The following is a 25,161-nucleotide window of genomic DNA, read 5'->3' on the forward strand; positions in this document are numbered from 1 at the left end:
ATTGCCGGGTGGCGGCTTACGCCTTACCCGGCATACGGTCCCCCGGCGAAGCATTAGCGCAAGCCGGGGAACGCCTGTTCCTCGGCCGCTTCCAGCGCGGCAAAACCGCCCTGCCCCTGCCAGCCATCAAGCCGCGCGTATACCGTCGCGACGGCATCCTTAACAGGCTGAGTCATCGGGTAATAGAAACCGACTATATCGGGCTGAATGCCCACAAAAATCACCTCGCCAATATCCTCTTTTAACTGATCGATAAGATAGTTAAGCGGCATATTGTGGGTGGTCATCATAAACATGTCGGCGATATCGTCCGGGTCGACAATGCGAATTTCGCCAGGGTTGAGCCCCATATCGGTTGCATCGACGATCAGCAGCCGCGTCGGGCGCAGTTCGCGGATGGCGACGATATCGTTTTCCGGCGCGCTGCCGCCGTCAATCACCACCCAGCCGCCGACCGGATTGGCCGCGCACATTTCCGCCAGCAGCGGGCCTGCGCCGTCATCGCCCATCATGCTGTTGCCGACACACAGTAAAACGTCAGTCACGTAGTCTCCTCACCATCAGATAGATGGCGCTTTCCTGGTGAATATCGTGCAGCATGCTGAGCAGGGTTTTACTCCACGCCTGCTGCTGCGGGGTCTGCGCGGACTGCGCTTTATCAAAGGCGTTAGCCAGCATCGCCACGTGATTGCTGTCGATAACAATCTCGCCATACTTCGGCACGCCTTCCATTTTACGCCGCGCGGCGCTGCCCGCCTCCAGCGTACCAATCCACGCCAGATAGTCCTCCCACGGGCAGCTTAACGCCGCTTCCAGGCAGTCAATGACGCCGAGGTGGTGGCCAATCGCCAGGCTGTAATAGACCACCTGCTGCGCCTGATCCGGCGTCGCGTCGTTCTCATCAATAAATTTACGGCTCAGCTGACTGAACACCACCGTCTCGCTCATCGGATACGCGCCCCCTCGACCACCTGATTCAGGTGCGTGACGATCTCGGTCAGACGCGGATCTTTCTCCGCCTCCAGCCAGCGTAGTACCTGGTTATCGCCCTGCCCCAGTAGACGCATATAGTCGTCGGCAATCTGGCGACCATAGCGATAGCCGGCCAGACGGCGCGCTTCGCGATCGATACGCACCCGCAGCGGCTGCACCATGTTGGGATGCAGCAATTCGGTTGGCTGTTCGTCAAGCTCGCCCGGCTGGCGGGCATGGATTTTTTGCTCCAGCAGACCAAGCGCCATCGCAAAACCGTACAGCGTGGCGGCAGGCGTCGGCGGACAACCCGGAATATAGACGTCGACCGGCACGATTTTGTCGGTGCCGCCCCATACGCAGTACAGATCGTGGAAGATACCGCCGCTGTTGCCGCAGGCGCCGTAAGAGATGCAGATTTTCGGATCCGGCGCCGATTGCCAGGCGCGCAGCGCCGGCGAACGCATCGCGCGGGTCACCGCGCCGGTGAACAGCAGAATATCGGCATGGCGCGGCGACGGCACTACTTTAATTCCGAAGCGTTCGGCATCGAAAAGCGGCGAAAGGGTGGCGAAAATCTCGATTTCACAGCCGTTACAGCCGCCGCAGTCGACGCGATAAACGTAGGCGGAACGTTTGATTTTTTTCAGCAGCGAGGCCTTCATGCTGGCGATGGATTCATCCACCGTCATCGGCAGCGGAATGCCGTTTTCATCGCGCGGGCCTAATAAATTGCTCATCAGCTGGCCTCCCTCATGTGGCGAGTCAGTTCAATACGATCGGATGGCACCAGGCATTTCTGACGCTTGCATTCCGGGCAGGTCTCAAAGCTTTCGCGGTGCAATTCGGCGCGGGTATCGCCGTTGTGCTTAAGCAGCGCGATAGCGTAGTCGATCTCTTTTTGTACCGCGAAAGGCCGTTCGCAGACCCGACAGTGGCAGATGGCAAAGCGCGATTGCTGGAGGAAATCCTCTTTTTTCCACACCGCCAGTTCATACTCCTGCGACAGCTTAATCGCCGCCGTCGGGCAAACTTCTTCACAGCGGCCGCAGAAAATGCAGCGCCCGAGGTTGAACTGCCACGCCAGCTGGTTAGTCGCCAGGTCGGTCTCTACCGTCAGGGCGTTAGACGGACACGCATTCACGCAGGCCGCGCAGCCGATGCACTGCTGCGGATTGTGTTCCGGTTTGCCGCGGAAGTTTTTATCCACCGGCATCGGCTCCAGCGGATAGGAGTGGGTCGCGGTGCCGGTCTTGATGACTTTTTTGATAAAGGTAAACATTGTTGCTCCCAGGTTGTGTGTGGCCTTTTACCCTCACCCTAGCCCTCTCCCTAAAAGGGAGAGGGGACAGTTGTGCACGGTCAGTGAATTCGCGCTCGATCTGCCCTTCCCCCTCTCCCCTGCGGGGAGAGGGTCGGGGTGAGGGGCCCCACGCAATGGCTCAATTATTTCAGCGGCGAGTTTTTACGCTCGATGCTGTAGCGCTCCAGCTCTTTGTACGGCACCACTTTGCTCTTTTTCTTACGCACATCGACCACCGTCATACGGTCGGTACAGGAGTAGCAAGGGTCGAGGCTGCCAATAATCAGTGGCGCGTCGGAGACGGTGTTGCCGCGCAGCATATAGCGCAGGGTCGGCCAGTTGGCGTAGGTCGCCGCACGGCAGCGCCAGCGGTACAGTTTTTGGTTGTCGCCGGTCATGCTCCAGTGGATATCGTCGCCGCGCGGCGCTTCCGAGAAGCCCAGCGCGAAGCGGTGCGGAATATAGGTGAAGCCATCCACCATCAGCGGGCCGCCGGGCAGATTGTCGAGACCGAAATCAATCATATTCAGCGCGGTATAAACTTCGTTGATACGCACCTTGAGGCGGGAAATCACGTCGCAGCCCTGCTCGCTGTGAACTTCCATCGGCAGCAGACCGTAACCAACGAACGGGTGATCGGCGCGAGTATCGCGGGCGTGGCCGCTGGCGCGGACCATCGGGCCGACGTTACTGAAGTCGCGGGCGATTTCTGGATCCAGACGGCCAATACCGACGGTGCGCTGTTCCATGTTCGGCGTGCTGAGCAACATATCCACCAGCTCCTGCACATCGCGGCGCATCTGCTGCGCCAGCTGGCGGGTCTGGATCATGTCCTCTTTCAGCAGATCGCGGCGAATCCCGCCGATCAGGTTCATACCGTAGGTTTTACGCGCGCCGGTGAGGATCTCCGCCATCTTCATTGAGGTTTCGCGCACGCGGAAGAACTGCATAAAGCCGGAGTCAAAGCCGGTGAAGTGGCATGCCAGACCAAGGTTCAGCAGGTGCGAGTGCAGGCGTTCCACTTCCAGCAGAATGGCGCGGATCATCTGCGCGCGCTCCGGCACCACGATGCCCATCGCGTTTTCCACCGAGGTGGTATAGGCGGTACTGTGGGCGAAGCCGCAGATGCCGCATACCCGGTCCGACAGGAACGTTACTTCGTTGTAGCCCATGCGGGTTTCCGCCAGCTTTTCCATGCCGCGATGGACATAGAACAGGCGGTAATCGGCGTCGATAATGTTCTCGCCGTCGACAAACAGACGGAAATGGCCTGGCTCATCGGAGGTGACGTGCAGTGGGCCAATCGGCACCACGTTGTTTTTCTTACTGCCGAGCTCGTTAATGAACTCGTAGGTCTCCGCGTCGGTGGTCGGCGCCGGGCGTTGGCGGTAGTCCATGCTGTCCTTACGCAGCGGATAGAGTTCATCCGGCCAGTCGTCCGGCAGCACCAGGCGGCGCTCGTCCGGCAGGCCCACCGGCACCAGACCGTACATATCGCGTACTTCGCGCTCGCCCCATACCGCCGCCGGCACGCGCGGGGTCACCGACGGATATTCCGGTTTATTAGCGTCGACTTCCACGCGCACGGTGATCCAGTACTTAGTGCCCTGCTCCATCGACAGCACATAGTAAACCGCATAGTGGCCGTTCAGCTTACGTTCGTCGTTGCCGAACAGTACCGACAGCCAGCCGCCCTGCTTGTAGTACAGGAACTCGACCACTTCCGGCAGGTAGTTAACCTTCACGGTGACGGTTAGCTGATCTTTGGTCTGCCAGGCTTCGTCCAGCACCACGCCAGGGAAGGCCTGGTGCAGCGCCGCAAGATAGTGTTGACCGATTTTTTCTTCAGACATGCTCAAATTCTCTTAATCACGCCACCAGCAAGGAGACGAAAGCTAAAAAGGCGAAACCAAACCCGGCCCAGGTAACGCGGGAGGTGGCACAAAAGCGCAGACGCGCCATGCTGTTTTCGAATAGCGCGATAATCAGCACCCCCGCCACCAGCTTGACGACGGCGACCACCAGCGCCAGCAGCAGGCCTGGCGCGCTAAAACTGGTCATCTGTCCCCACGGGATAAATACGCCGACGAACATCTGCAGCACCACCAACTGTTTCAGGCTGATGCCCCACTTCAGCACCGCGAAACCGCTGCCGCTGTACTCGGAAAGCGGCCCTTCCTGCAGTTCCTGTTCGGCCTCGGCTAAATCGAACGGCAGCTTGCCCATTTCGATAAAGGTGGCGAAAGCGCAGGCGCACAGCGCCAGGATCAGCGGGATGCTGCGCGCGGCGGGCCAGTGGTAAACGGTATCGGTAATCGCGCTAATATGGGTGGAGCCGGCAACCTGCGCCGCGACCCACAGCCCAAGCAGCAGGATCGGTTCGACCAGCACGCCGAGCATCGCTTCACGACTGCTGCCGATGGCGGTGAACGGACTGCCGGTATCCAGGCCGGAAATGGCGAAGAAGAAGCGGGCGATGGCGAACAGGTAGATAAGCGTAATCAGGTCGCCCAGCCCCGGCAGCGGTGAATCTATGGTCACCACCGGCAGCGCGGCGGCGATGGTCAGCATCACGCCAACCATCACAAACGGCGTCAGGCGGAATACCCAGCCGGAAGCGTCCGGGCCCACGCTCTGGCGACCCAGCAGTTTCAGGATATCCCGATACTCCTGCAGTACCCCCGGCCCGCGGCGGTTATGCAGGCGCGCGCGGGCAACGCGGGTCAGGCCGGACAGCAGCGGCGCGACGGCAAAAAGTACCAGCGCCTGTATTAATGCAACGAATAGGTTCACTCTCAGGCTCCTCGCGAAATCACAATCACCACCAGTACCGCCAGTTCGATCAGCGCCACGCCACGCAGCAAGGCGGGCGCGGAGGCGTTCTGCCAGCCGGGCACCAGCCGTACCGGATTCAACCAGTGACGCAGCTTCAGCAGCGGCGCAAAGGCTTCTTTCACCGGCATGGCGAAGCCGTGGGCGGTGACCACCATTGCTTGTTCATGGTCGTAGCCGCAGACCCACGCCGCGCCGCGCGAGCGCGCCGGCAGGCGGTCGCCTTTGAAGAAGATCATCAGCAGGAACGGCAGCAGCGGACAGGCAATCAGCAGAATGGCGATCAGCGGCTGCGATACGACGCTAGTGGCCTGCGCTGGAACCGGAATGACGTGGCCGACCAGCGGCAACAGCCACGGCGACGCCACGCCGCCGATGACGCAGGACGCGGCGGCCAGCACCACGCTTAAGGTCATCAGCCAGGGCGCGCAGGTGGCGTTTTCCGCCTCTTTACTGCGCGGCGCGCCGAGGAAGGTGACGCCGTAGACTTTGGCCATACACATCACCGCCAGCGCCCCGGTAATCGCCAGGCCAACCGCCAGCAGCGGCCCCAGCAGACGGCCGATAAACACCTCGCCGGTGCTCAGCTTGAAGAAGGATTGATAGATAACCCATTCGCCGGCAAAGCCGTTCAGCGGCGGCAGCGCGGCCATCGCCATCAGCCCCACCAGCATGGCGAGTGAAATCAGCGGCATTTTTTTACCGATGCCGCCCAGCTTCTCGATATCGCGATGGCCGGTACGGAACCACACCGCCCCCGCGCCAAGGAACAGCGTGGTTTTGAACAGGCTGTGGTTGATCAGATGGTACATGCCGCCGATAAAGCCCAGCACCATCAGCGCATTATTGCCGGTAGCAATACCGGTGACGAACGCGCCGAGGCCAAGCAGAATAATGCCGATGTTTTCCAGGGTGTGGTAAGCCAGCAGGCGCTGGATATTATGTTCCATCAGCGCGTACAGCCCGCCGATAAAGGCGGTAATCATCCCCAACACCAGCAGCAGCACGCCCCACCACAGCGGTGGCACGCTACCGGCCAGCGACACGGTCAGGATGCCGTACAGACCGACCTTCATCACCACCGTAGAAAACAGCGCGGCGGCTGGGGCACTGGCGCCCGCATGCGCCTGCGGCGCCCAGCCGTGCAGCGGGATCACCCCGGCGAGCAGGGCAAAACCGAGCAGACCCGGCAGCCACAGCGCCATGTTCTGCGGCGCGCCGGCGGCCAACTGGCTAATCGCCGCCAGATCGAGAGTGCCGTAGAACGACCACACCAGCCAGCAGGTCCACGCCAGCAGCAGGGTACCGAGACGCCCCAGCGCAAACCACAGTTTGCCGGACTGCGCGCAGCCGGTAAGGAACGCGGCGCACAGCGCCATGATTTCCGCCATCACCACCAGGCTGCCGAAGTTAGTCACCACCACCGCGCAGGTGGCGGCAGCCAGCAGCAGGTTAACCAGCAGGCCGTTGGATTTGACCTGCGGATGACGATGCCAGGAAATGTTAAACAGCGAAATCGGCAGCGCCGACAGGCCGATAGCCAACAGCCACAGAGCGTTAATCCCGCCCACCCGCATCGCCAGATGCAGATACTGCAGCATGCCGCCGTTGATCCGCTCCGGCGCGATCAGCGCCGAGAAGCCGGCGACGATTAACATCGCGCTGGCGACCGCGCCGCCGATCCCGGCAATCGCGCCGCTCAGCGGTTTACGCAAACTAAATAAAAACGCCAGCACCGCGCTGGCGGCATACCAGGCAACCGCCTGATTCACTAATGCAACCACGCTCATTTCACGCCCCCTTGTTGCGCCTGAAACAGCGACAAATCGCCGAGGTCGGTATTAAAGGTCAGTTCGCGCTTACGCTTGCTGGACTTAGCAATATCGCGAATATCCACCAGCACTAAGGCTTTGGTCGGGCAGGTGCGCACGCAGGCCGGGCCCTGCTCATCAAAGTGGCAGAGGTCGCATTTCACGGCGATAGCGCGAACGCCCGGCACCCAGTCGAGCAGCGAGCTGACGCGAGCCGGAGCCGGCGGCGCGGCGGGCGCCATCGGCGTGTTAGCGTTGGCGGGAATATCCAACGGACGGCTGCCGGAGAATTCAATCGCGCCGAACGGGCAGGCGATGCCGCACAGTTTGCAGCTAACGCACAGGCTTTCATTCAGCTGTACCGCGCCGTCAACGCGAGTAATGGCGTTGACCGGGCACACCGCGGCGCAAGGCGCGTCTTCGCAGTGGTGGCACATCTGCGGCGCAGACTCTTTTTCATTACGCATGACCTGCAGGCGCGGCATACTTTGCAGGCCATACTGGCGGTGCGTCTCGGAACAGGCGGCTTCGCAGGTGCGGCAGCCAATACAGACGCTGGAATCAGCAATTACAAAACGGTTCACCGGGTCATCCTCGGGTGAAAGTCACTTTTGACGAAATCAGGCCGCGCAGGTGTCGGTTTCGACACTTGTCGACACTTCACAATTAATGGACCTGCGCCAGATGGCTTAAATCCACCGGCTGGTCGCGCTCCATGGCCTCATACAGACGGTCATAGACGGTGGCGATAATCGCCAGGTAGTGTTCCAGCACCGCTTCGCGGGAACGGTTACTGATGCGACCGTCAATTACGCCTTCCGCATCCAGCGTCGCCTGGGCGATCAGCCGTTTGTCATCGCCATTTTTGCTTTCTACGTAGTATTCGATGGTGTGGCTGTTAAAGCCTTCCGCCAGCGCGACATATACCTGAAAGTGGCCGAACAGCACGAAGCACAGCTCTTTGTCCGGCGCGCAGCTCATCGCGTGATGCAGACGCGCTTTCGACAGGGTGATGCCCTGAACCAGCGAGTTGCAGTAGGTGTGCCACTGCTCCTGATGCTGGCGGTGACGATCGGCGATGTAGTCCGCCTTTTCACTTAATTCCCAAATTGTCATCCCGGATCCTCCCGTTACATGAGATGCACCGGTTAAGCATTTTCCATGCCAAAATTTATTTATATGAATTTAAAGGAATTATTAAAAATACTGGCGCCATCGCGACATGTCGATGACAGCCATCCGTCGTCGTCATCGACAGTTCCCCCGCCGTTTATGGTCTCCTGGCATCGTTATTGCATATAGCCGCCATAGTATTAACGGAGGCCAACATGCACGAAATCACGCTAAGCCAGCGGGCGCTGGAAATTATTGAGCAACAGGCGCGGCAAAACGGCGCGCGCCGGGTCACCGGCGTGTGGCTGAAGGTCGGCGCGTTTTCCTGCGTGGAGGCCAGCGCCCTCACCTTCTGTTTTGAACTGGTGTGCCGCGGCACGCTGGCGGAAGGCTGCGCGCTGCACATTGCCGAGCAACAGGCCGAATGCTGGTGTGAACGCTGTCAGCAGTATGTGCATCTTGTCTCTCAGCACGTCCGCCGCTGCCCGCACTGCGATAACGACCAGTTGCAGATCGTGGCGGATGATGGCTTACAGATTCAGCGTTTAGAATTGGAGTAAAAGATTATGTGTACGACATGCGGGTGCGGAGAAGGCAACCTTTATATCGAAGGCGATGAACATAACCCGCACTCGGCGTTTCGCAGCGCCCCCTTCGCCCCCGCCCCGCGCCAGACCATGACCATCACCGGCGTGAAAACCGATAACTTCTCCCCGACCCGCAGCGCGCAAGGCGATCTGCATTACGGCCACGGCGAAGCCGGTACCCACGCGCCGGGCCAGAGCCAGCGGCGGATGCTGGAAGTCGAAATCGACGTGCTGGATAAAAACAACCGCCTGGCGGCGCGCAACCGCGCGCGCTTCGCGGCGAATAACCAACTGGTGCTAAATCTGGTCTCCAGTCCCGGCTCCGGTAAAACCACCCTGCTCACCGAAACCCTGACCCGCCTGAAAGGCATCGTCGACTGCGCGGTCATTGAAGGCGATCAGCAGACGGTCAACGATGCCGCGCGCATCCGCGCCACCGGCACGCCGGCGATTCAGGTCAATACCGGCAAGGGCTGCCATCTCGATGCGCAAATGATTGCCGACGCCTCTGCGCGCCTGCCGGCTGGCGATAACGGCATTCTGTTTATCGAAAACGTCGGTAACCTGGTCTGCCCGGCCAGCTTCGATCTTGGCGAACGTCATAAAGTGGCGGTGCTGTCGGTCACCGAAGGAGAAGATAAACCGCTGAAGTATCCGCATATGTTTGCCGCCGCCAGCCTGATGCTGCTCAACAAAGTCGACCTGCTGCCGTACCTCAACTTTGACGTTGAGAAATGCCTCGCCTGCGCGCGGGAAGTGAATCCACATATCGAGATTATTTTGCTCTCCGCCACCAGCGGCGAAGGCATGGATCAGTGGCTTAACTGGCTGGAGGCGCAGCGATGTGCATAGGCATTCCGGGGCAAATTCGCACGATTGACGGCGTGATGGCGAAGGTGGAAGTGTGCGGCATTCAGCGCGAAGTCGATCTGACCCTGGTCGGCGCCGTCGATGAACAGGGCCAGCCGCGCATCGGCCAGTGGGTGCTGGTCCACGTCGGGTTCGCCATGAGCGTGATTAACGAAGCCGAAGCGCGCGATACCCTCGACGCGCTGCAAAACATGTTCGAGGTTGAACCGGACGTCGGCGCGTTGCTATACGGCGAGGAGCGATAATGCGTTTTGTTGATGAATACCGCGCGCCGGAGCAGGTGCTGCAGCTGGTCGAACATCTGCAGCAGCGCGCCCGGCTGCTGGACTACAGTGAAGCCCGCCCGCTGCGGATGATGGAGGTCTGCGGCGGCCATACCCACGCCATCTTCAAATTCGGCCTCGACCAGCTATTACCGAACAATATTGAATTTATTCACGGCCCCGGCTGCCCGGTGTGCGTTCTGCCGATGGGCCGCATTGATGCGTGTATCGAGATAGCCAGCCGTCCGGGAGTGATTTTCTGCACCTTTGGCGATGCGATGCGCGTGCCGGGAAAAAACGGGTCGCTGCTGCAGGCGAAGAGTCGCGGCGCCGATGTGCGAATCGTTTACTCGCCGATGGACGCCCTGCGGCTGGCGCAGCAGAATCCGCAGCGCGAGGTAGTTTTTTTTGGTCTCGGTTTCGAAACCACCATGCCCGCTACCGCGCTGACGCTGCGTCAGGCTCGCGAGCGCAACGTCGACAACTTCTACTTTTTCTGTCAGCACATCACCTTGCTGCCGACGCTACGCAGCCTGCTGGACCAGCCGGAAAACGGTATCGATGCGTTTCTCGCCCCCGGCCACGTCAGTATGGTGATTGGCACCGACGCCTACGGTTTCATCGCCAGCGACTATCATCGGCCATTAGTCGTTGCTGGATTTGAACCAGTTGATCTACTGCAAGGCGTGATCATGCTGGTTGAGCAGAAAATAGCGCAGCGCAGTCAGGTAGAGAATCAGTACCGTCGCGTGGTGCCGGATGCCGGTAACGCGCTGGCGCAGGCGGCAATCGCCGAGGTCTTTTGCCTGAGCGGCGATAGCGAATGGCGCGGCCTGGGGACGATCAACGATTCCGGCGTTTGCCTGACGCCAGATTATCAACGCTTTGACGCCGAGGCCCATTTCCGCCCGGCGCCGCAGCGCGTTTGCGACGACCCGCGCGCCCGCTGCGGTGAAGTGCTGACCGGGCGTTGTAAACCACACCAGTGCCCGCTGTTTGGCCGCGTCTGCAATCCACAGAGCGCCTTTGGCGCGCTGATGGTCTCCTCAGAGGGCGCCTGCGCCGCCTGGTATCAATATCGCAGTCAGGAAAATAAAGCATGAAAAGCATTCAGTTAGCTCACGGTAGCGGCGGTCAGGCGATGCAGCAACTCATTGGCGAGCTGTTTATGCAGGCCTTCGCCAATCCCTGGCTGGCCGAACAGGAAGATCAGGCGCGTTTAGATCTCGCCGGGCTTGCCGCCCAGGGCGATCGGCTGGCCTTCTCAACGGACAGCTACGTCATTGATCCGTTATTTTTCCCCGGCGGCGATATCGGCAAGCTGGCGGTCTGCGGCACCGCCAACGACGTGGCGGTCAGCGGCGCCCTGCCGCGCTATCTCTCCTGTGGGTTTATCCTCGAAGAGGGGCTGGAGATGGCGACGCTGGAAGCGGTGGTGCGCAGCATGGCAACTACCGCGCAGCAAGCCGGGATTGCCATTGTGACCGGCGATACCAAAGTGGTGCCGCGCGGCGCCGCGGATAAATTATTCATCAATACCGCCGGTATTGGCGCCATCCCCGGCGATATTCACTGGGGAGCGCAGCAGATTAGCGCCGGCGATGTGCTGCTGGTCAGCGGCACATTAGGCGATCACGGCGCCACCATTCTTAACCTGCGCGAACAGTTGGGGCTGGACGGCGCGTTATCCAGCGACTGCGCGGTGCTGACGCCGCTTATCCAAACCCTGCGCGAGATTCCGGGCATCAAAGCGCTACGCGACGCCACTCGCGGCGGCGTCAACGCGGTGGCGCACGAGTTCGCCGCTACCAGCGGCTGCGGTATCGAACTGCATGAAGCGAAGCTGCCGGTCAACGATACGGTACGAGGCGTCTGCGAACTGCTGGGCCTGGACGCGCTGAATTTCGCCAACGAAGGTAAACTGGTAATTGCCGTCGCCAGAGAAGCCGCGCCGCGCGTACTTGAGCATTTACGGTCTCACCCGCTCGGACAGAATGCCGCGATAATTGGCGACGTTGTCGAGCGCGCCGGCGTGCGCTCCGTAGGGTTATATGGCGTTAAACGGACGCTCGATCTTCCCCACGCCGAGCCGCTACCGAGAATTTGCTAACCACTGAACCGGCCCGGAGGGCGGAGGTCGCCTTATCAGGTCGACCTCAACGACGGCAACAATTGTTTTATTAACAGACTATTATTTGATTCATCTCTTTATTCTGCGCCGCGCTGCGGCGCTTTTTGGACTTAAGCAATGTCGTATACACCAATGGGCGATCTCGGGCAGCAGGGTCTGTTTGATATCACCCGTATTTTATTACAGCAGCCCGATCTGGCCGCGCTGAGCGAAACGCTAACCCGTCTGGTGCAGCAATCCTCGCTTGCCGACCGGGCGGCGATTATCTTGTGGAACCACGGCAACCATCGCGCCGCCAGGTACGCCTGCGACGACGCCGGACAGCCGGCAAGCTACGAAGATGAAACCGTACTGGCACATGGCCCGGTACGCCGCCTGCTGTCGCGCCCCGACGCGCTACATTGCGACAACGCGACCTTCGCCGAAACCTGGCCGCAGCTGGCCGCCAGCGGCATTTACCCGGAATTCGGCTACTACTGCCTGCTGCCGCTGGCGGCGGAAGGCCGCATCTTCGGCGGTTGTGAGTTCATCCGCGACGACAACCGGCCATGGAGCGAAAAAGAGTACCAGCGCCTGCATACTTTCGCGCAGATTGTCGCCGTCGTGACCGAGCAGATCCAAAACCGGGTCAGCAACAACGTCGATTACGATCTGCTGTGCCACGAGCGCGATAATTTCCGCATCCTGGTGGCCATTACCAACGCCGTCCTGTCGCGCCTCGATATTGACGAACTGGTCAGCGAGGTGGCAAAAGAGATCCACCGCTATTTCCGCATCGACGCGATAAGCGTGGTGCTGCGCAGCAACCGCAAAGGCAAGCTCAACATTTACTCCACCCACTATCTCGACGCCAGCCATCCGGTCCACGACCAAAGCGAAGTCGATGAAGCCGGCACGCTAACCGAGCGGGTGTTTAAGAGCAAAGAGATGCTGTTGCTCAATCTGCATGAGCACGACTCGTTGGCGCCGTATGAGAAAATGCTCTTCGAGATGTGGGATAACCAGATCCAGACCCTGTGCCTGTTACCGCTCATGTCCGGCAATACGCTGCTCGGGGTGCTGAAGCTGGCACAGTGCGATGAGCAAGTATTTACCACTACCAACCTTAAACTGCTGCGGCAAATCGCCGAACGCGTATCGATAGCTATCGATAACGCCCTCGCCTATCGCGAGATCCAGCGGCTGAAAGAACGGCTGGTGGATGAAAACCTGGCGCTCACTGAACAGCTCAACAACGTCGAAAGCGAGTTCGGCGAAATCATTGGTCGCAGCGAAGCGATGCACAGCGTGCTCAAGCAGGTGGAAATGGTAGCGCAGAGCGACAGTACGGTGCTGATCCTCGGTGAAACCGGCACCGGTAAGGAACTGATCGCTCGCGCTATTCATAACCTGAGCGGGCGCAACGGCCGACGGATGGTGAAAATGAACTGCGCGGCGATGCCCGCTGGCCTGCTGGAAAGCGATCTGTTCGGCCACGAGCGCGGCGCTTTTACCGGCGCCAGCGCCCAGCGTATCGGCCGTTTCGAACTGGCGGACAAAAGCTCGCTGTTCCTCGATGAAGTCGGCGATATGCCGCTGGAGCTGCAGCCGAAGCTGCTGCGCGTTCTCCAGGAGCAGGAATTCGAACGCCTGGGCAGTAATAAACTGATTCAGACCGATGTACGGTTGATCGCCGCCACCAACCGCGATCTCAAACAGATGGTTATCGATCGTGAATTCCGCAGCGATCTTTACTATCGGCTCAATGTGTTCCCGATCCACCTGCCGCCGCTGCGCGAACGGCCGGACGATATTCCGCTGCTGGTGAAAGCGTTCACCTTCAAAATCGCCCGCCGTCTGGGGCGCAACATCGACAGTATTCCCGCGGAGACCCTGCGCACCCTTTCGCGCATGGAGTGGCCGGGCAACGTGCGCGAGCTGGAAAACGTCGTCGAGCGCGCGGTGTTGTTGACCCGCGGCAACGTACTGCAACTGTCGCTGCCGGAAATGCATATTGAACAGGAGACGCTGGCGCCGGAAGTGCTGCCGGAGGAAGGCGAAGATGAATATCAGCTCATCGTCCGGGTATTGAAAGAGAGCAACGGCGTGGTGGCCGGGCCAAAAGGCGCCGCCCAGCGCTTGGGGCTCAAGCGCACGACGCTGCTGTCGCGCATGAAACGTTTAGGCATTAATAAGGATCGGTTAGTCTAGCCCGACGATATGTCTCTCATGGCGTAGGGATTTTCCCGGAGGCGGCGCATTGCGCCTTCTCCGGGCTACCAAATCGCACAGGACCGTAGGTCGGATAAGCGTAGGGCCATCCGACAAAATAACGCGGCGACCCATCGAATACCGTGCCGCCCCTGATTTAATCCCCTTCACAATCCTTCTCAACCTAATCATTACCTCAACATCTAAATAAGAATTATTTTCATTTATAAATAGCTTGTGCTATATAACATAGCAAAGGCTATAAACGATGATTAAATAATCGCAATACCGTGAGGGATCCTATGACGCATCTGCCGCCGTTCAAGCACCTGTTGTTCTCCGCCGCATTAGCGCTGCTTGCCATCGCCCCCGCTCAGGCGCAAGAAAAATTCAAAGTCATTACCACCTTCACCGTGATCGCCGATATGGCGCAGAACGTCGCCGGCGACGCCGCCGACGTCAGCTCAATCACCAAGCCGGGCGCGGAAATTCACGAATATCAACCGACGCCGGGCGATATCAAACGCGCGCAGGGGGCGAAGCTTATTCTCGCCAACGGCCTCAACCTCGAACTGTGGTTCGCCCGTTTTTATCAGCACCTGAACGGCGTACCGGAAGTCGTGGTCAGTAACGGTATTCAGCCGATGGGCATCAGCGATGGCCCCTACAACGGCAAACCTAACCCGCACGCGTGGATGTCGGCGGATAATGCGCTGATCTACGTCGATAACATTCGCGATGCGCTGGTGAAATACGATCCCGTCAATGCCGACACCTATCGCCGCAACGCCGACGCCTACAAAGATAAAATCCGCCAGACCATGGCGCCGCTGAAGGCCGAACTGGCGAAACTGCCGGCGGACAAACGCTGGCTGGTTACCAGCGAAGGCGCATTCTCCTATCTGGCGCGCGATAACGGCCTGCAGGAGCGTTATCTGTGGCCGATTAACGCCGACCAGCAGGGCACGCCGCAGCAGGTGCGTAAAACCATCGACACCATGAAGAAGGAGCATATCCCGACCATCTTCAGTGAAAGCACCATCTCCGACAAACCGGCGCGACAGGTCGCCCGTGAAGCCGGCGCCCACTATGGCGGCGTACTGTATGTTGACTCGCTAAGCGCCGCCGACGGCCCGGTGCCGACTTATCTTGACCTGCTGCGCGTCACCACCGAAACCATCGTCAAAGGGATCAACGATGGCCTGAGGAAACAGTCATGATTGCGCCGCAAGCGGGACTTATCGTCGACCAGGTCACGGTGACCTATCGCAACGGCCACACCGCCCTGCGCGATGCCTCGTTCAGCGTACCGCGCGGATCGATTGCCGCGCTGGTGGGGGTCAACGGCTCCGGTAAATCCACGTTGTTCAAAGCGCTGATGGGTTTCGTGCGCGTCGGCCACGGCGATATCGCCATTCTCGGCCAGCCGGTCAACCGCGCGCTACGGCAAAATCTTGTTGCCTACGTACCGCAATCGGAAGAGGTGGACTGGTCTTTTCCGGTGCTGGTGGAAGATGTAGTGATGATGGGCCGCTATGGTCATATGGGCTGGCTGCGGCGGGCGAAGCCCCGCGACCGGCAGATTGTCGATGCCGCGCTGGCCCGCGTAGGGATGAGCGAATACCGCAAAAGACAGATTGGCGAGCTCTCCGGCGGGCAGAAAAAGCGCGTGTTCCTCGCCCGCGCCATTGCTCAGGAAGGCAAAGTCATCCTGCTCGATGAGCCTTTTACCGGCGTCGATGTGCAGACCGAGGCGCGGATCATCACCCTGCTGCGAGAACTGCGCGACGAAGGCTGTACCATGCTGGTCTCTACCCATAACCTCGGTTCAGTCAGCGAATTTTGCGATTATACGGTGATGGTGAAAGGCACCGTGCTGGCCAGCGGCCCGACGGAAACCACCTTCACCGCCGAGAATCTGGAGCTGGCCTTCAGCGGCGTATTGCGTCACGTCACGCTCACCGGCGCGGAAGAGCGCATTATCACCGACGATGAGCGACCGTTTATCAGCCATCGCGCGGCGGGGGGGCAACGATGAGCTGGCTGCTGGAGCCGTTTGGCTATCAATACATGCTCAACGCGATGTGGGTCTCGGCATTAGTCGGCGGCGTCTGCGCCTTTCTCTCCTGCTACCTGATGCTCAAAGGCTGGTCGCTGATTGGCGACGCCCTCTCCCACTCGATCGTTCCCGGCGTCGCCGGCGCTTATATGCTCGGCCTGCCCTTTGCGCTCGGCGCGTTTCTCTCCGGCGGCCTGGCGGCAGGCAGCATGCTGTTTCTTAACCAGCGTTCGCGACTAAAAGAGGACGCCATCATCGGGCTGATTTTCTCCTCGTTTTTCGGCATCGGCCTGTTTATGGTGTCGCTGAATCCGACCTCGGTGAACATTCAGACCATTATTCTCGGCAATATCCTCGCCATCGCTCCGGAGGATATTATCCAACTGGCGGCGATTGGCTTTATTTCGATGGCGATCCTGTTGCTGAAGTGGAAAGACCTGATGGTCACCTTCTTCGACGAAAACCACGCCCGCTCGATTGGCCTTAACACCAGCGGCCTGAAGCTGCTGTTCTTCACTCTGTTGGCCGCCTGCACCGTGGCGGCGCTGCAAACCGTCGGCGCGTTTCTGGTCATCTGTCTGGTCGTGACGCCCGGTGCCACCGCCTGGCTGTTAACCGACCGCTTCCCGCGTCTGCTGGCCATTGCCGTCGCTATCGGCAGCCTGACCAGCTTCTTCGGCGCGTGGCTGAGCTACTATCTTGATGGCGCCACCGGCGGCATCATCGTGGTGGCGCAGACGCTGCTGTTCTTAGCTACCTTTGTCTTTGCGCCGAAGCACGGCCTGCTGGCCAACCGCCGTCGCGCCAGGGAGGCCTCATGCTAACGATGCTCCTTGAACCATTACAGTTTCCGTTTATGGTCAACGCGATGCTGGTGGCGACGATCGTCGCCGTCCCCTGTGCGCTGCTGTCGGTATTTCTGGTGTTAAAAGGCTGGGCGCTGATGGGCGATGCCATGAGCCACGCGGTGTTTCCCGGCGTGGTGGTGGCCTACATTATTGGCATCCCCTTCGCCATCGGCGCGTTTATTGCCGGCTTATTTTGCGCCGTCGCCACCGGTTTTCTCGACGATAACAGCCGCATCAAGCGCGATACCATTATGGGGATCGTCTTTTCGGGGATGTTCGGCGCCGGGCTGGTGCTGTACGTGGCGATTCAATCCGACGTTCATCTCGACCACATTCTGTTTGGCGATATGCTGGGAATATCCGTTAGCGATATCGGGCAAACGGCGGTGATTGCGCTGGCGATTGCGCTGATTATCGGGCTAAAGTGGCGCGATTTTTTACTGCACGCCTTTGATCCCAATCAGGCCAAAGCCAGCGGCCTGCGCTGCGGGCTGCTGCATTATGGTCTGCTGTGCATGATCGCGCTGACTATCGTCGCGACGTTAAAGTCGGTGGGGATTATTCTGTCGATTTCGCTGCTGATAGCGCCCGGCGCTATCGCTCTGCTGCTGACGCGGCGCTTTGTCAGCGCATTATTGCTGGCAACGGTAATCGCCGTGGGCTGTTCGCTGGCGGGCGTCTGGCTGTCGTTTTATCTCGATAGCGCCCCGGCGCCAACCATCGTGGTTCTATTTACCGCGCTGTTCGTGCTGGCCTTTGTCGCCAGTACTATTCGTGACGCCCAAAAACAGAGGGCGTCAGCAACGATCTCCGATGGCGGTTAACGCCTTAGCGGGGCGACAAAAAACGCGAATGCCAGGAGCTGTAGCCCTGCTAAGCGCAGCGCGAGCAGGGAGAATTGTCGGATGGCGCTACGCTTATCCGACCTACGATCCTTCAACCGCGATCCCGGTGGCGGCGAAGCGCAGCGCAAACCGTGGAAAGGCCGCTATTTTTTCGGCCGGTATTTTTCCGGCAGCTCCGGCACCGGCCGCCTGTCGTCAATCAGGTGACGAATGGTCAGAATCGGATGCCGCCAGAGCATCCGCGGCCCGGCCCAGCGCATGATCCGCTTCATCTCTTCCCGCTTCGCCGGCTGATAGCAGTGTACCGGACACTGTTTACAGGCCGGCTTCTCTTCGCCAAATACGCACTTATCCAGCCGCTTGTCGGCGTAGGTATTGAGCGCCCGGTAATGCTCACCTTCGTCACGGGCGTCCGGGCAGCGGCGTTGATACAGCCGAATCATACAGCTGATAGTCTTTTTTTCACGTTCGATGCGTTTGCCCATATCACAGCCTCAAGCCAATAAGATGCATTGATTATACACCTTTGTATCTGTCAGGGCATCTCACTGCTTCAGATGCTGGATTAACTGCAGCGCGGCTCCGGATAACACGCCAAAATGGCTCCAGGCATAGAAATCTCTGACAAACACGCTGCCCTCCGCTTCCAGCGGTCGCAACAATCCAAGCTTCTCTTCCAGTCGATAGACGGGGGCAGGCATTGACGTTAAAAGATCGCTCTCAGCAATAAAGGATTTTATCGCCGCGGATGAAGCGCACTCGATAATGGGAACCGGACAGGGTAACTGATGCGAGCGAAAAATATCTTCAAGGATAAGCATCGGCGTGCTTAACGGCGGCGGCATGATCCACGGATAATCCAGCATCGCCGCCAGCGACAAATGCCTGGCCTTTTGCAATGGATGATCTGGCCTCGAGATGATGCAAATACGGTCCTGCCAGTTAATCTTTCCACGCACCACGATTTTATCGTCATGAGGTAAAGGCCCGCAGAGGGCGATGTCTATTTCATGCATCAGCAGCAACTTAAACAACTCTGAGTCAATGCGGTCGAATATTTTGATGTGTATCTGGGGATGGCGTTTATGAAAGGCGGCTAATTTATCAATAAAATGGCTGGTTAACAGACTGGATACGCAGCCGATTCTCAAAATCCCCTTGCCCGCCCCGCGGATCAGCGCCATTTCCTCTCTGGCTTTGTTCTCCGTGTTCAACATTGTCATGGCATAGGGTAAAAACGCGCTGCCGTACTCGCTTAACGCCATTCCATGCTTATGCCGTTCAAATAAGGTAGCATTCAGATCCTCCTCCAGGGTCAGCAACAATCGGCTTAGCCCGGATTGCGTAATCCCCATTTTCTCCGCTGCCAGAGTTAAATTCCCTTCGCTGGCGACGGTAAGAAAGGCTTGTATTTGTTTAATTTTCATAGCCATGACAATTACTCATTGAACGAATTATTTTTACATTTCCCTCACGCTTCTTTTTGGGTCAAGAATGCAGTAAGCAACGAAAAAAAAGAATAGTGCAACAGCGGCGCATTTCCGGGGTGAACACTCTCAATATTTATAGTTCAACACCCTGCCCCTAACGATAATTTATAATGAGAATAAATCACTATGACACAGAACAACATTCTATTAATTCTTGGCGCTATATTACCTGTTATCATTACCGTTCTCATTGGCTATATCAGCGGTAAACGTAAAGACTTCAATTGGCAACAGGCTGGTGATATTAATAAAATTGTAATGCTGTATGCTTTACCACTGAGTATTTTCAGTAATATGGTCATGACGCCGCGGCATATCGTGATGAGCATGGGCCCTGTCGCCATCGCCATTATCCTGGCGCTAATTCTGAGTTTTGTTATTCCTTTAGTTATTGCCCGTTATATCTGCAAACGTTCCCTGGCGCTCAGTACTTTACAGGCTCTGGCCATCGGCTCGCCGGCCGTTCCCTTCATTGGCACCTCGGTACTGGCTTTTTTATTCGGCACCGTCAGCGCCTCATTAATAACTGTTTCCAGTATTACGCAAAATGTCTTCCAGCTCCCGCTGGTGATGATTCTGATGTCCGTTGCAACGGGGGATAAAAGCCAGAATATCTCTTTTACCACGCGGGTGATCAACGCCATCAAGCAGCCGGTGGTATGGTCGCCGGTTGTCGCGCTGATATTAGTATTAATGGATATTCATATTCCTGAAACCGTATCAATGTCGCTAGGCCTGCTGGGTAAGGCCTCCGGTGGACTGGCGCTGTTTGCCGCAGGCATCGTGCTCTATACTCGCAGCATTGTCATCACCTCAGCCACCATTATTACCGTCATCGCTCGTAATATTCTGGTGCCCGGCGCCTGCTACCTCATTTTGTTAAAAATGGGTTTCAGCATGGAGCAAATAAAACAAGTGGTATTAACGATGGCGATTCCTGTGGGCTCGATCGCCATTATTATTGCCATGCAATATAAGTCCGGCGAGCAAGAAATGGCCTCGACCATGGCGCTAAGTATTATTACTTCCATCATTACGATGGGCGCATTTATTTTCCTGACCTTTTAATCACGGCGATAACATCGCGTTAATCCGGAGAGAATATGACTTCTATCACTGTATCGGCCGCTGAATTATTACTGCACCGGCTTCAGGCCCTCGACGTGGCCTATATTTTTATTAATTCGGGTACCGATTATCCCCCGGTTATTGAAGCGTGGGCCAAAATGCGCGCCACGGGACAAAAGGTACCGAAGCTGGTGATATGTCCCCACGAAAACGCCGCCATCGGCATGGCCCACGGCTATTATCTCGGGAGCGGGAAAGTGCAGGCCGTCATGGTTCACACTAACGTAGGCTTGGCCAATGCCGCCTGCGGCGTCATCAATCTGGCCAACAGCAATATTCCGGTGCTGATTTTTGGCGGACGTACGCCGATTAGTGAGCATTCACACTTTGGTTGTCGCAACACACCGATTGGCTACGGCCAGGAGATGCGCGATCAGGCGGCGCTCATTCGCGAGTCGGTGAAATGGGACTTCGAATTACGCATTGCCGATCAGGTCGGCGAGCATGTTGATAGAGCATGGGCGATAGCCCGTTCATTGCCAAAGGGGCCGGTGTATTTAAGCCTGCCCCGCGAGCCGCTATGCGAAACATTCACGATCGATGAACAAGTCCTGCATGCCGCACCAACTCAACAGCCGGTCCGCTATGCGCCAACGCGGGCGGATATTGCCAGCGCCGCCGATGCGATAGCCAATGCCAGACAGCCGGTCATCTTCGCCCAGCGCGGCGCAAGAACGTCCGGGGGTTTTGCGCGGCTCAATACCCTGGTTAAGGAGTGGGCTATTCCGGTGGTGGAATACTGGGGTACTGAAGTCACCCTTAGCAGCGACAATCCTATGCTGGCCGGCAGCGATCCCGAAGGCTGGCTTTCCGCCGCCGACGTCATCATCGTTATCGACTCACAGGCCCCGTGGATCATCGAAGAAAGCCGCTGCAACGACGGCTGTAAGCTTATCCAGATCGGCCCCGATCCGCTTTTTTCCCGCTACCCCGTCCGCGGTTATCGCGCCGATATCAATCTGGCCGGAGAAACCGACGAGGTATTCGAACTTTTACAAGAGGCGCTCCAGCCGCTTGTGGCAGCGAAGCAACAGCAGGTGGCTGAACGTGAAAAGCATGTGCTTAGCCTGATACAACACGCGAAGAGCCAACGGGAAGCCCTCCTCCACGCCGGTCAAAAAGGGGCGATTGGCAAACCCTGGCTGAGCTACTGTCTGGGTCAGCTTGCCAATCAACATCAGGGGAAGATCGTCTCCGAACTGACAACAATGCCGCAGTTCGCCGGCCTGACTCAGGCGGACAGTTATTACCAGGAAGCGCTGGCGGGTGGTCTGGGTGAAGCGTTGCCCATCGCCTTAGGGCTGCAGCTCGCCCGGCGAGGCGAGCTAATCATCGCCGCCGTGGGCGACGGCTCCTATCTCTTTGCCAATCCGGCGGTATGTCATCACATCGCGGAAGTGATGAAGCTTCCCGTACTGGTGGTGGTTGGCAACAATGGCGGCTGGGGAGCGGTAGCGGGCGGCACCAAAGCGCTCTATCCCGACGGCTATGCCGCCAAAATGGAAGCTATTCCGGCCACCGCGTTTTCGTCGTCGCCAGATTTCGCCGCGCTCGCCGCCTCCAGCCGCGCGGCTGCGCTGACGGTTTCGCTGGCGGAAGATCTCCCCGGGGTACTGGAAGAGGCAGTCGCTATTATTCGCACTCGCCGACAAAGCGTACTGGTCAACGTTGAACTAGGACGTTAATCGCAACCAGCCGTTTTAGATCTGCTTCCCGGCATTATCCACGTGTCCCAACGCTTTTTCCGGGAAGCAGACGTCCCTCACCCGCCGTTTCAGTTCGGCCGCGTCCGGGAAACCGCCGTCCCGTTTGCGCTCCCAAATGAGCGCCTCATCGACGCTCACCGTAAAAATGCCGCCGGTACCGGGCACCAGCGTGACCGAAGCGATATCGGTACTAAAGGTATGCAGCAGCTCCTGGGCCATCCAGCTGGCGCGCAGCATCCAGTTGCATTGGGAACAATAGTGAATGGTAATCGCCGCTTTATGACTCATGTTGTGTTGCTCTCGTCCGAAGGAATGTAAACAAAATGCAGAATATACCCGTCATACTTCAAGTTGCATGTGCGTTGGCTTCCTCGCTCACCCCAGTCACTTACTTGAGTAAACTCCTGGGGATTCTCTGCGTCGCCGCCTGCCTGCAACTCGAATTATTTAGGGTATAGGTAAATATTTTGTTGCAAACGATAATACCTATCATTACCATTCGCAATTACTAAATCAGGAATACCACTGTCCGCCAGGGAAAACACGGACCAACCTGCACTCTGGAAGTAACGCGTGAGCCGATACTAATAATTATCAAGGCGTGGCTACAAATGTACAAATCGACTCAATCAGCAGCATGGTGTAAGAAAAGCCTGCTGGCGACTTCTCTGCTCGCAGCAATCGCGCAGAATGCCGCTATCGCGGCCGTGACCCAGGATAACACGACGGATAGCGCGGAACAGATGGTGGTGACCGCCCCGGCCCCACAGCTGAAAGCCGGCAGCGAGCACTCCGTGAGCGCGCAGGAACTGCAGGACAAAGGCGCCAACGACTTCGGCTCAATCATGCGTTATGAACCCCTCATCAGCGCCACCGGCGCCAGCGGCGGTTCCGGCAACGGTAAAAGCGGTTTCGATCGCGGCGGCTATACCGGCTACAACATCCGCGGCCTCGAAAGCAACCGCGTCGGCATCGATGTTGACGGCATTGCCCAGCCGAACGCCACCGGCCGCGGCTACGTCGGCCGTTCCGGCCTCAACACCTTTGGCATTGGCCGCGATTATATCGATCCCTATATGTACGGCAGCGTGGATATTCAGTCCGGCGCCACCTCAACGGAGACCGCTAACAGCTCAATCGGCGGCAACGTCTCCTTCCGCCCGAAATCGGCGGATGACTATCTGCGCCCGGGCAAAACCAGCGCCTTTGGCTACCAGAGCGGCTACGACTCTTCCGACCGCAGTTGGCATAACGGCGTCACCGTCGCCGGCGGCGATGAAACGCTGCGCGGCATTTTCGTCTACAGCCGCCGCGATGGCCAGGAAACCGAGAACAACAGCGGCAGCGTCGACGCTTACCCGGCAAACTGGCACTCTGACGCGTTTATGGCCTCCGGCATCTGGCAGCCGAACGATGAACATAAGTTCACCAGCACCTTCGACTACTATCACAAGACCAATCACAGCCACTTCGACTCATGGGACTCCAGCGGTAACAGCGTGATCGGTACCGCCAACCAAACCAACCAGACGCGGCGCTGGGGGCTGAGTCTGAAAGATGACTGGACGCCGCTGAACGATTACATCGACAGCGTCTCGACCAAGGTGTATTACCAGCATACCGAGGCTCACGACTGGACCTGGATGCCGGATAGCGTCACCCGCAAAATGCAGACGGTCAATTCCGACTACGATACCGATACCTGGGGCCTGCAGACTATGCTCGCGAAAAGCATCGGCCGCCACGATCTGAGCGCCGGTTTTAACGCCAGCACGACCAAAACCCAGCGGCCGTTTAGCCAGTCGCCGATCCCCAGCGTTTACAGCGAAATTATGCAGCCGGAAGCGGACAGCCGCAGCTACACCCTCGGCGGCTACGTGCAGGATAAGATCAACTTCGATCTCGATAGCCACAACTTCGCGATTATTCCCGGCGTACGCGTGACGCATCAGTCCACTAAACCGGAAGATCTGTCCGATCTTAGCGCCAACAGCAGCGTGCTCACCGAATCGTCGGTGGCGAATCTGTATGGTAAAAACAGCGACACCCAGGTGCTGCCGTCATTGACGTTCCAGTACGACATTACGCCGCGGCTGATGACCTATCTGCAGTACCAGCGCGGCGCGCAGTTCCCGAATGCCAGCCAGCTGTATGGTTCGTGGAACCTGGGTTCCAGCTATGCCGGCAGCCAGCAGTACGCGCTTATCGGCAACAACGATCTGAAAACCGAGACCAGCGACAATATCGAATGGGGTATCAAGGGTGAAGTCACCGAAGGCATCACCGTACGTACCGCGCTGTTCTACAACAGCTATAAGAACTTTATCGCCTATACGCGCTATTCGCGCGCCAACAATCCGGGCAAATTCACTAACGTCCCGTCGAATATTTACACCATTTATCAAGCGGAAAACCGCGATAAGGCCTATATCTACGGCGGCGAGATCAGCACTAAATTTAACTTCGGCACCTGGTTTGAGCAGGTAGATGGCCTGAGCGCCACCCTCGCCTGGGGCTATAGCGAAGGGAAATCGAAATCCAGCTACTACGGCGATAAATACGTCGACCTCGACAGCGTCGCGCCGATGAAAACGATCGTCGGCGTGGCGTGGGACGATCCGGCTAAGCGCTACGGTACGGCGCTGACCGCCACCTTTGTTAAGGGCAAACAGGCCACCGCCACCAGCCGCGAGAGCTATAACAATACCGGCTCCGCCATTGCCGATTCCAGCACCGAATATATGCGCGTGCCGGGCTACGGCATGCTGGACTGGACCGCTTACTGGCAGGTGGCGAAGAACGTTCGCCTCAACGGCGGGGTTTACAACATTACCGACCGTAAATACTGGGACTACCTGAGCAGCCGCAACATCGAGACCAGTACCAATCAGGATGCCAACGATAAAGCGCTGGCTGTGATGCCCGGAAGGACCTGGCAACTGGGCGTGAATATCGATTTCTGATCGCCCGAATAATAACAAACCTGCCCCCCGGCCCGCGGGCCGGGGAAATT

25 protein-coding genes are annotated in these 25,161 nt (G+C 58.2%); 13 read left to right on the top strand and 12 right to left on the bottom strand.

All coding sequences use genetic code 11. From position 1 onward, the window contains the following. Positions 1-53: 53 nt before the first annotated feature. From hycI to hycA, 9 genes are all read right to left on the bottom strand, one after another. Positions 54-545 carry a hydrogenase maturation peptidase HycI gene (hycI, locus tag PGR79_RS05260; protein ID WP_411325251.1) on the bottom strand — a complete coding sequence of 164 codons (492 nt, stop codon included), beginning with the start codon at positions 543-545 and terminating at the stop codon, positions 54-56. After that, positions 538-948, bottom strand: coding sequence for a formate hydrogenlyase maturation HycH family protein (locus PGR79_RS05265; RefSeq protein ID WP_015370031.1), 411 nt, complete (start codon positions 946-948; stop codon positions 538-540). The genes hycI and PGR79_RS05265 overlap by 8 nt, the downstream gene beginning before the upstream one ends. Further along, entirely contained in the window at positions 945-1,712 is a 768-nt protein-coding gene (locus PGR79_RS05270) for an NADH-quinone oxidoreductase subunit B family protein (protein ID WP_045395384.1), read from the bottom strand. The genes PGR79_RS05265 and PGR79_RS05270 overlap by 4 nt, the downstream gene beginning before the upstream one ends. Beyond that, positions 1,712-2,254, bottom strand: coding sequence for a formate hydrogenlyase complex iron-sulfur subunit (locus PGR79_RS05275; protein ID WP_015370029.1), 543 nt, complete (start codon positions 2,252-2,254; stop codon positions 1,712-1,714). Before PGR79_RS05275 ends, PGR79_RS05270 begins: the two co-directional genes overlap by 1 nt. A gap of 164 nt (positions 2,255-2,418) precedes the next feature. After that, positions 2,419-4,128, bottom strand: a complete 1,710-nt coding sequence (gene hycE, locus PGR79_RS05280; RefSeq protein WP_113374639.1) for a formate hydrogenlyase subunit HycE — start codon at positions 4,126-4,128, stop codon at positions 2,419-2,421. Positions 4,129-4,144: 16 nt separating this feature from the next. Then, on the bottom strand, positions 4,145-5,068 hold the full coding sequence (locus PGR79_RS05285; RefSeq protein WP_430921203.1) for a respiratory chain complex I subunit 1 family protein: 924 nt from the start codon (positions 5,066-5,068) through the stop codon (positions 4,145-4,147). Between the two features lie 2 nt (positions 5,069-5,070). Beyond that, entirely contained in the window at positions 5,071-6,897 is a 1,827-nt protein-coding gene (gene hycC / locus PGR79_RS05290; protein ID WP_430921205.1) for a formate hydrogenlyase subunit 3, read from the bottom strand. Beyond that, the gene (locus PGR79_RS05295) at positions 6,894-7,502 is read right to left on the bottom strand and encodes a 4Fe-4S dicluster domain-containing protein (protein ID WP_015370025.1); all 609 of its coding nucleotides are present in this window, start codon (positions 7,500-7,502) and stop codon (positions 6,894-6,896) included. Before PGR79_RS05295 ends, hycC begins: the two co-directional genes overlap by 4 nt. Before the next feature lie 82 nt (positions 7,503-7,584). Then, positions 7,585-8,034 carry a formate hydrogenlyase regulator HycA gene (gene hycA, locus PGR79_RS05300; RefSeq protein ID WP_015370024.1) on the bottom strand — a complete coding sequence of 150 codons (450 nt, stop codon included), beginning with the start codon at positions 8,032-8,034 and terminating at the stop codon, positions 7,585-7,587. A gap of 212 nt (positions 8,035-8,246) precedes the next feature. On the opposite strand from hycA, the gene hypA reads away from it, so the two are divergent. From hypA to PGR79_RS05350, 10 genes are all read left to right on the top strand, one after another. Continuing rightward, on the top strand, positions 8,247-8,591 hold the full coding sequence (gene hypA, locus PGR79_RS05305) for a hydrogenase maturation nickel metallochaperone HypA (protein WP_015370023.1): 345 nt from the start codon (positions 8,247-8,249) through the stop codon (positions 8,589-8,591). Between the two features lie 6 nt (positions 8,592-8,597). After that, positions 8,598-9,470, top strand: a complete 873-nt coding sequence (hypB, locus tag PGR79_RS05310) for a hydrogenase nickel incorporation protein HypB (RefSeq protein ID WP_430921207.1) — start codon at positions 8,598-8,600, stop codon at positions 9,468-9,470. Further along, on the top strand, positions 9,461-9,733 hold the full coding sequence (locus tag PGR79_RS05315) for a HypC/HybG/HupF family hydrogenase formation chaperone (RefSeq protein WP_015370021.1): 273 nt from the start codon (positions 9,461-9,463) through the stop codon (positions 9,731-9,733). The genes hypB and PGR79_RS05315 overlap by 10 nt, the downstream gene beginning before the upstream one ends. Beyond that, positions 9,733-10,854 (top strand): hydrogenase formation protein HypD, encoded by a 1,122-nt coding sequence (gene hypD, locus PGR79_RS05320; protein WP_045367275.1) that lies wholly within the window; start codon positions 9,733-9,735, stop codon positions 10,852-10,854. The genes PGR79_RS05315 and hypD overlap by 1 nt, the downstream gene beginning before the upstream one ends. Further along, positions 10,851-11,861: a hydrogenase expression/formation protein HypE gene (gene hypE / locus PGR79_RS05325; RefSeq protein WP_087858554.1), complete on the top strand. Its 1,011-nt coding sequence runs from the start codon at positions 10,851-10,853 to the stop codon at positions 11,859-11,861. The genes hypD and hypE overlap by 4 nt, the downstream gene beginning before the upstream one ends. A gap of 138 nt (positions 11,862-11,999) precedes the next feature. After that, positions 12,000-14,072 carry a formate hydrogenlyase transcriptional activator FlhA gene (gene flhA, locus PGR79_RS05330; RefSeq protein WP_113374644.1) on the top strand — a complete coding sequence of 691 codons (2,073 nt, stop codon included), beginning with the start codon at positions 12,000-12,002 and terminating at the stop codon, positions 14,070-14,072. 302 nt (positions 14,073-14,374) lie between these two features. Beyond that, positions 14,375-15,292, top strand: a complete 918-nt coding sequence (locus PGR79_RS05335; RefSeq protein WP_087858556.1) for a metal ABC transporter substrate-binding protein — start codon at positions 14,375-14,377, stop codon at positions 15,290-15,292. Beyond that, positions 15,289-16,110, top strand: coding sequence for a manganese/iron ABC transporter ATP-binding protein (locus PGR79_RS05340; protein ID WP_047740375.1), 822 nt, complete (start codon positions 15,289-15,291; stop codon positions 16,108-16,110). The genes PGR79_RS05335 and PGR79_RS05340 overlap by 4 nt, the downstream gene beginning before the upstream one ends. Further along, on the top strand, positions 16,107-16,955 hold the full coding sequence (gene sitC, locus PGR79_RS05345; protein ID WP_015370015.1) for an iron/manganese ABC transporter permease subunit SitC: 849 nt from the start codon (positions 16,107-16,109) through the stop codon (positions 16,953-16,955). The genes PGR79_RS05340 and sitC overlap by 4 nt, the downstream gene beginning before the upstream one ends. Continuing rightward, on the top strand, positions 16,949-17,803 hold the full coding sequence (locus PGR79_RS05350; protein WP_113374645.1) for a metal ABC transporter permease: 855 nt from the start codon (positions 16,949-16,951) through the stop codon (positions 17,801-17,803). Before sitC ends, PGR79_RS05350 begins: the two co-directional genes overlap by 7 nt. 164 nt (positions 17,804-17,967) lie before the next feature. On the opposite strand, the gene PGR79_RS05355 is transcribed toward PGR79_RS05350, so the two are convergent. Together PGR79_RS05355 and PGR79_RS05360 are read right to left on the bottom strand one after the other, a co-directional pair. Continuing rightward, positions 17,968-18,309, bottom strand: a complete 342-nt coding sequence (locus PGR79_RS05355; RefSeq protein WP_157195201.1) for a nitrous oxide-stimulated promoter family protein — start codon at positions 18,307-18,309, stop codon at positions 17,968-17,970. 60 nt (positions 18,310-18,369) lie between these two features. Beyond that, positions 18,370-19,257 (bottom strand): LysR family transcriptional regulator, encoded by an 888-nt coding sequence (locus PGR79_RS05360; protein ID WP_101705353.1) that lies wholly within the window; start codon positions 19,255-19,257, stop codon positions 18,370-18,372. A gap of 183 nt (positions 19,258-19,440) precedes the next feature. Between PGR79_RS05360 and PGR79_RS05365 the strand changes: the two genes are divergently transcribed. Both PGR79_RS05365 and PGR79_RS05370 read left to right on the top strand, forming a co-directional pair. Continuing rightward, positions 19,441-20,382 carry an AEC family transporter gene (locus tag PGR79_RS05365; RefSeq protein WP_045395364.1) on the top strand — a complete coding sequence of 314 codons (942 nt, stop codon included), beginning with the start codon at positions 19,441-19,443 and terminating at the stop codon, positions 20,380-20,382. Positions 20,383-20,417: 35 nt separating this feature from the next. After that, the gene (locus PGR79_RS05370; RefSeq protein WP_430921211.1) at positions 20,418-22,127 is read left to right on the top strand and encodes a thiamine pyrophosphate-requiring protein; all 1,710 of its coding nucleotides are present in this window, start codon (positions 20,418-20,420) and stop codon (positions 22,125-22,127) included. 15 nt (positions 22,128-22,142) lie between these two features. Here the strand turns inward: PGR79_RS05370 and PGR79_RS05375 are convergent, their stop codons facing one another. Continuing rightward, complete coding sequence (locus PGR79_RS05375) at positions 22,143-22,436, bottom strand: SelT/SelW/SelH family protein (RefSeq protein WP_308958034.1); 294 nt, start codon at positions 22,434-22,436, stop codon at positions 22,143-22,145. A gap of 323 nt (positions 22,437-22,759) precedes the next feature. Between PGR79_RS05375 and PGR79_RS05380 the strand changes: the two genes are divergently transcribed. Next, entirely contained in the window at positions 22,760-25,111 is a 2,352-nt protein-coding gene (locus PGR79_RS05380; RefSeq protein WP_113374649.1) for a TonB-dependent receptor domain-containing protein, read from the top strand. Positions 25,112-25,161 lie beyond the last annotated feature (50 nt).

The organism is Klebsiella sp. 141161 (assembly GCF_050600815.1).
Taxonomy (GTDB): Bacteria; Pseudomonadota; Gammaproteobacteria; order Enterobacterales; family Enterobacteriaceae; genus Klebsiella; species Klebsiella aerogenes.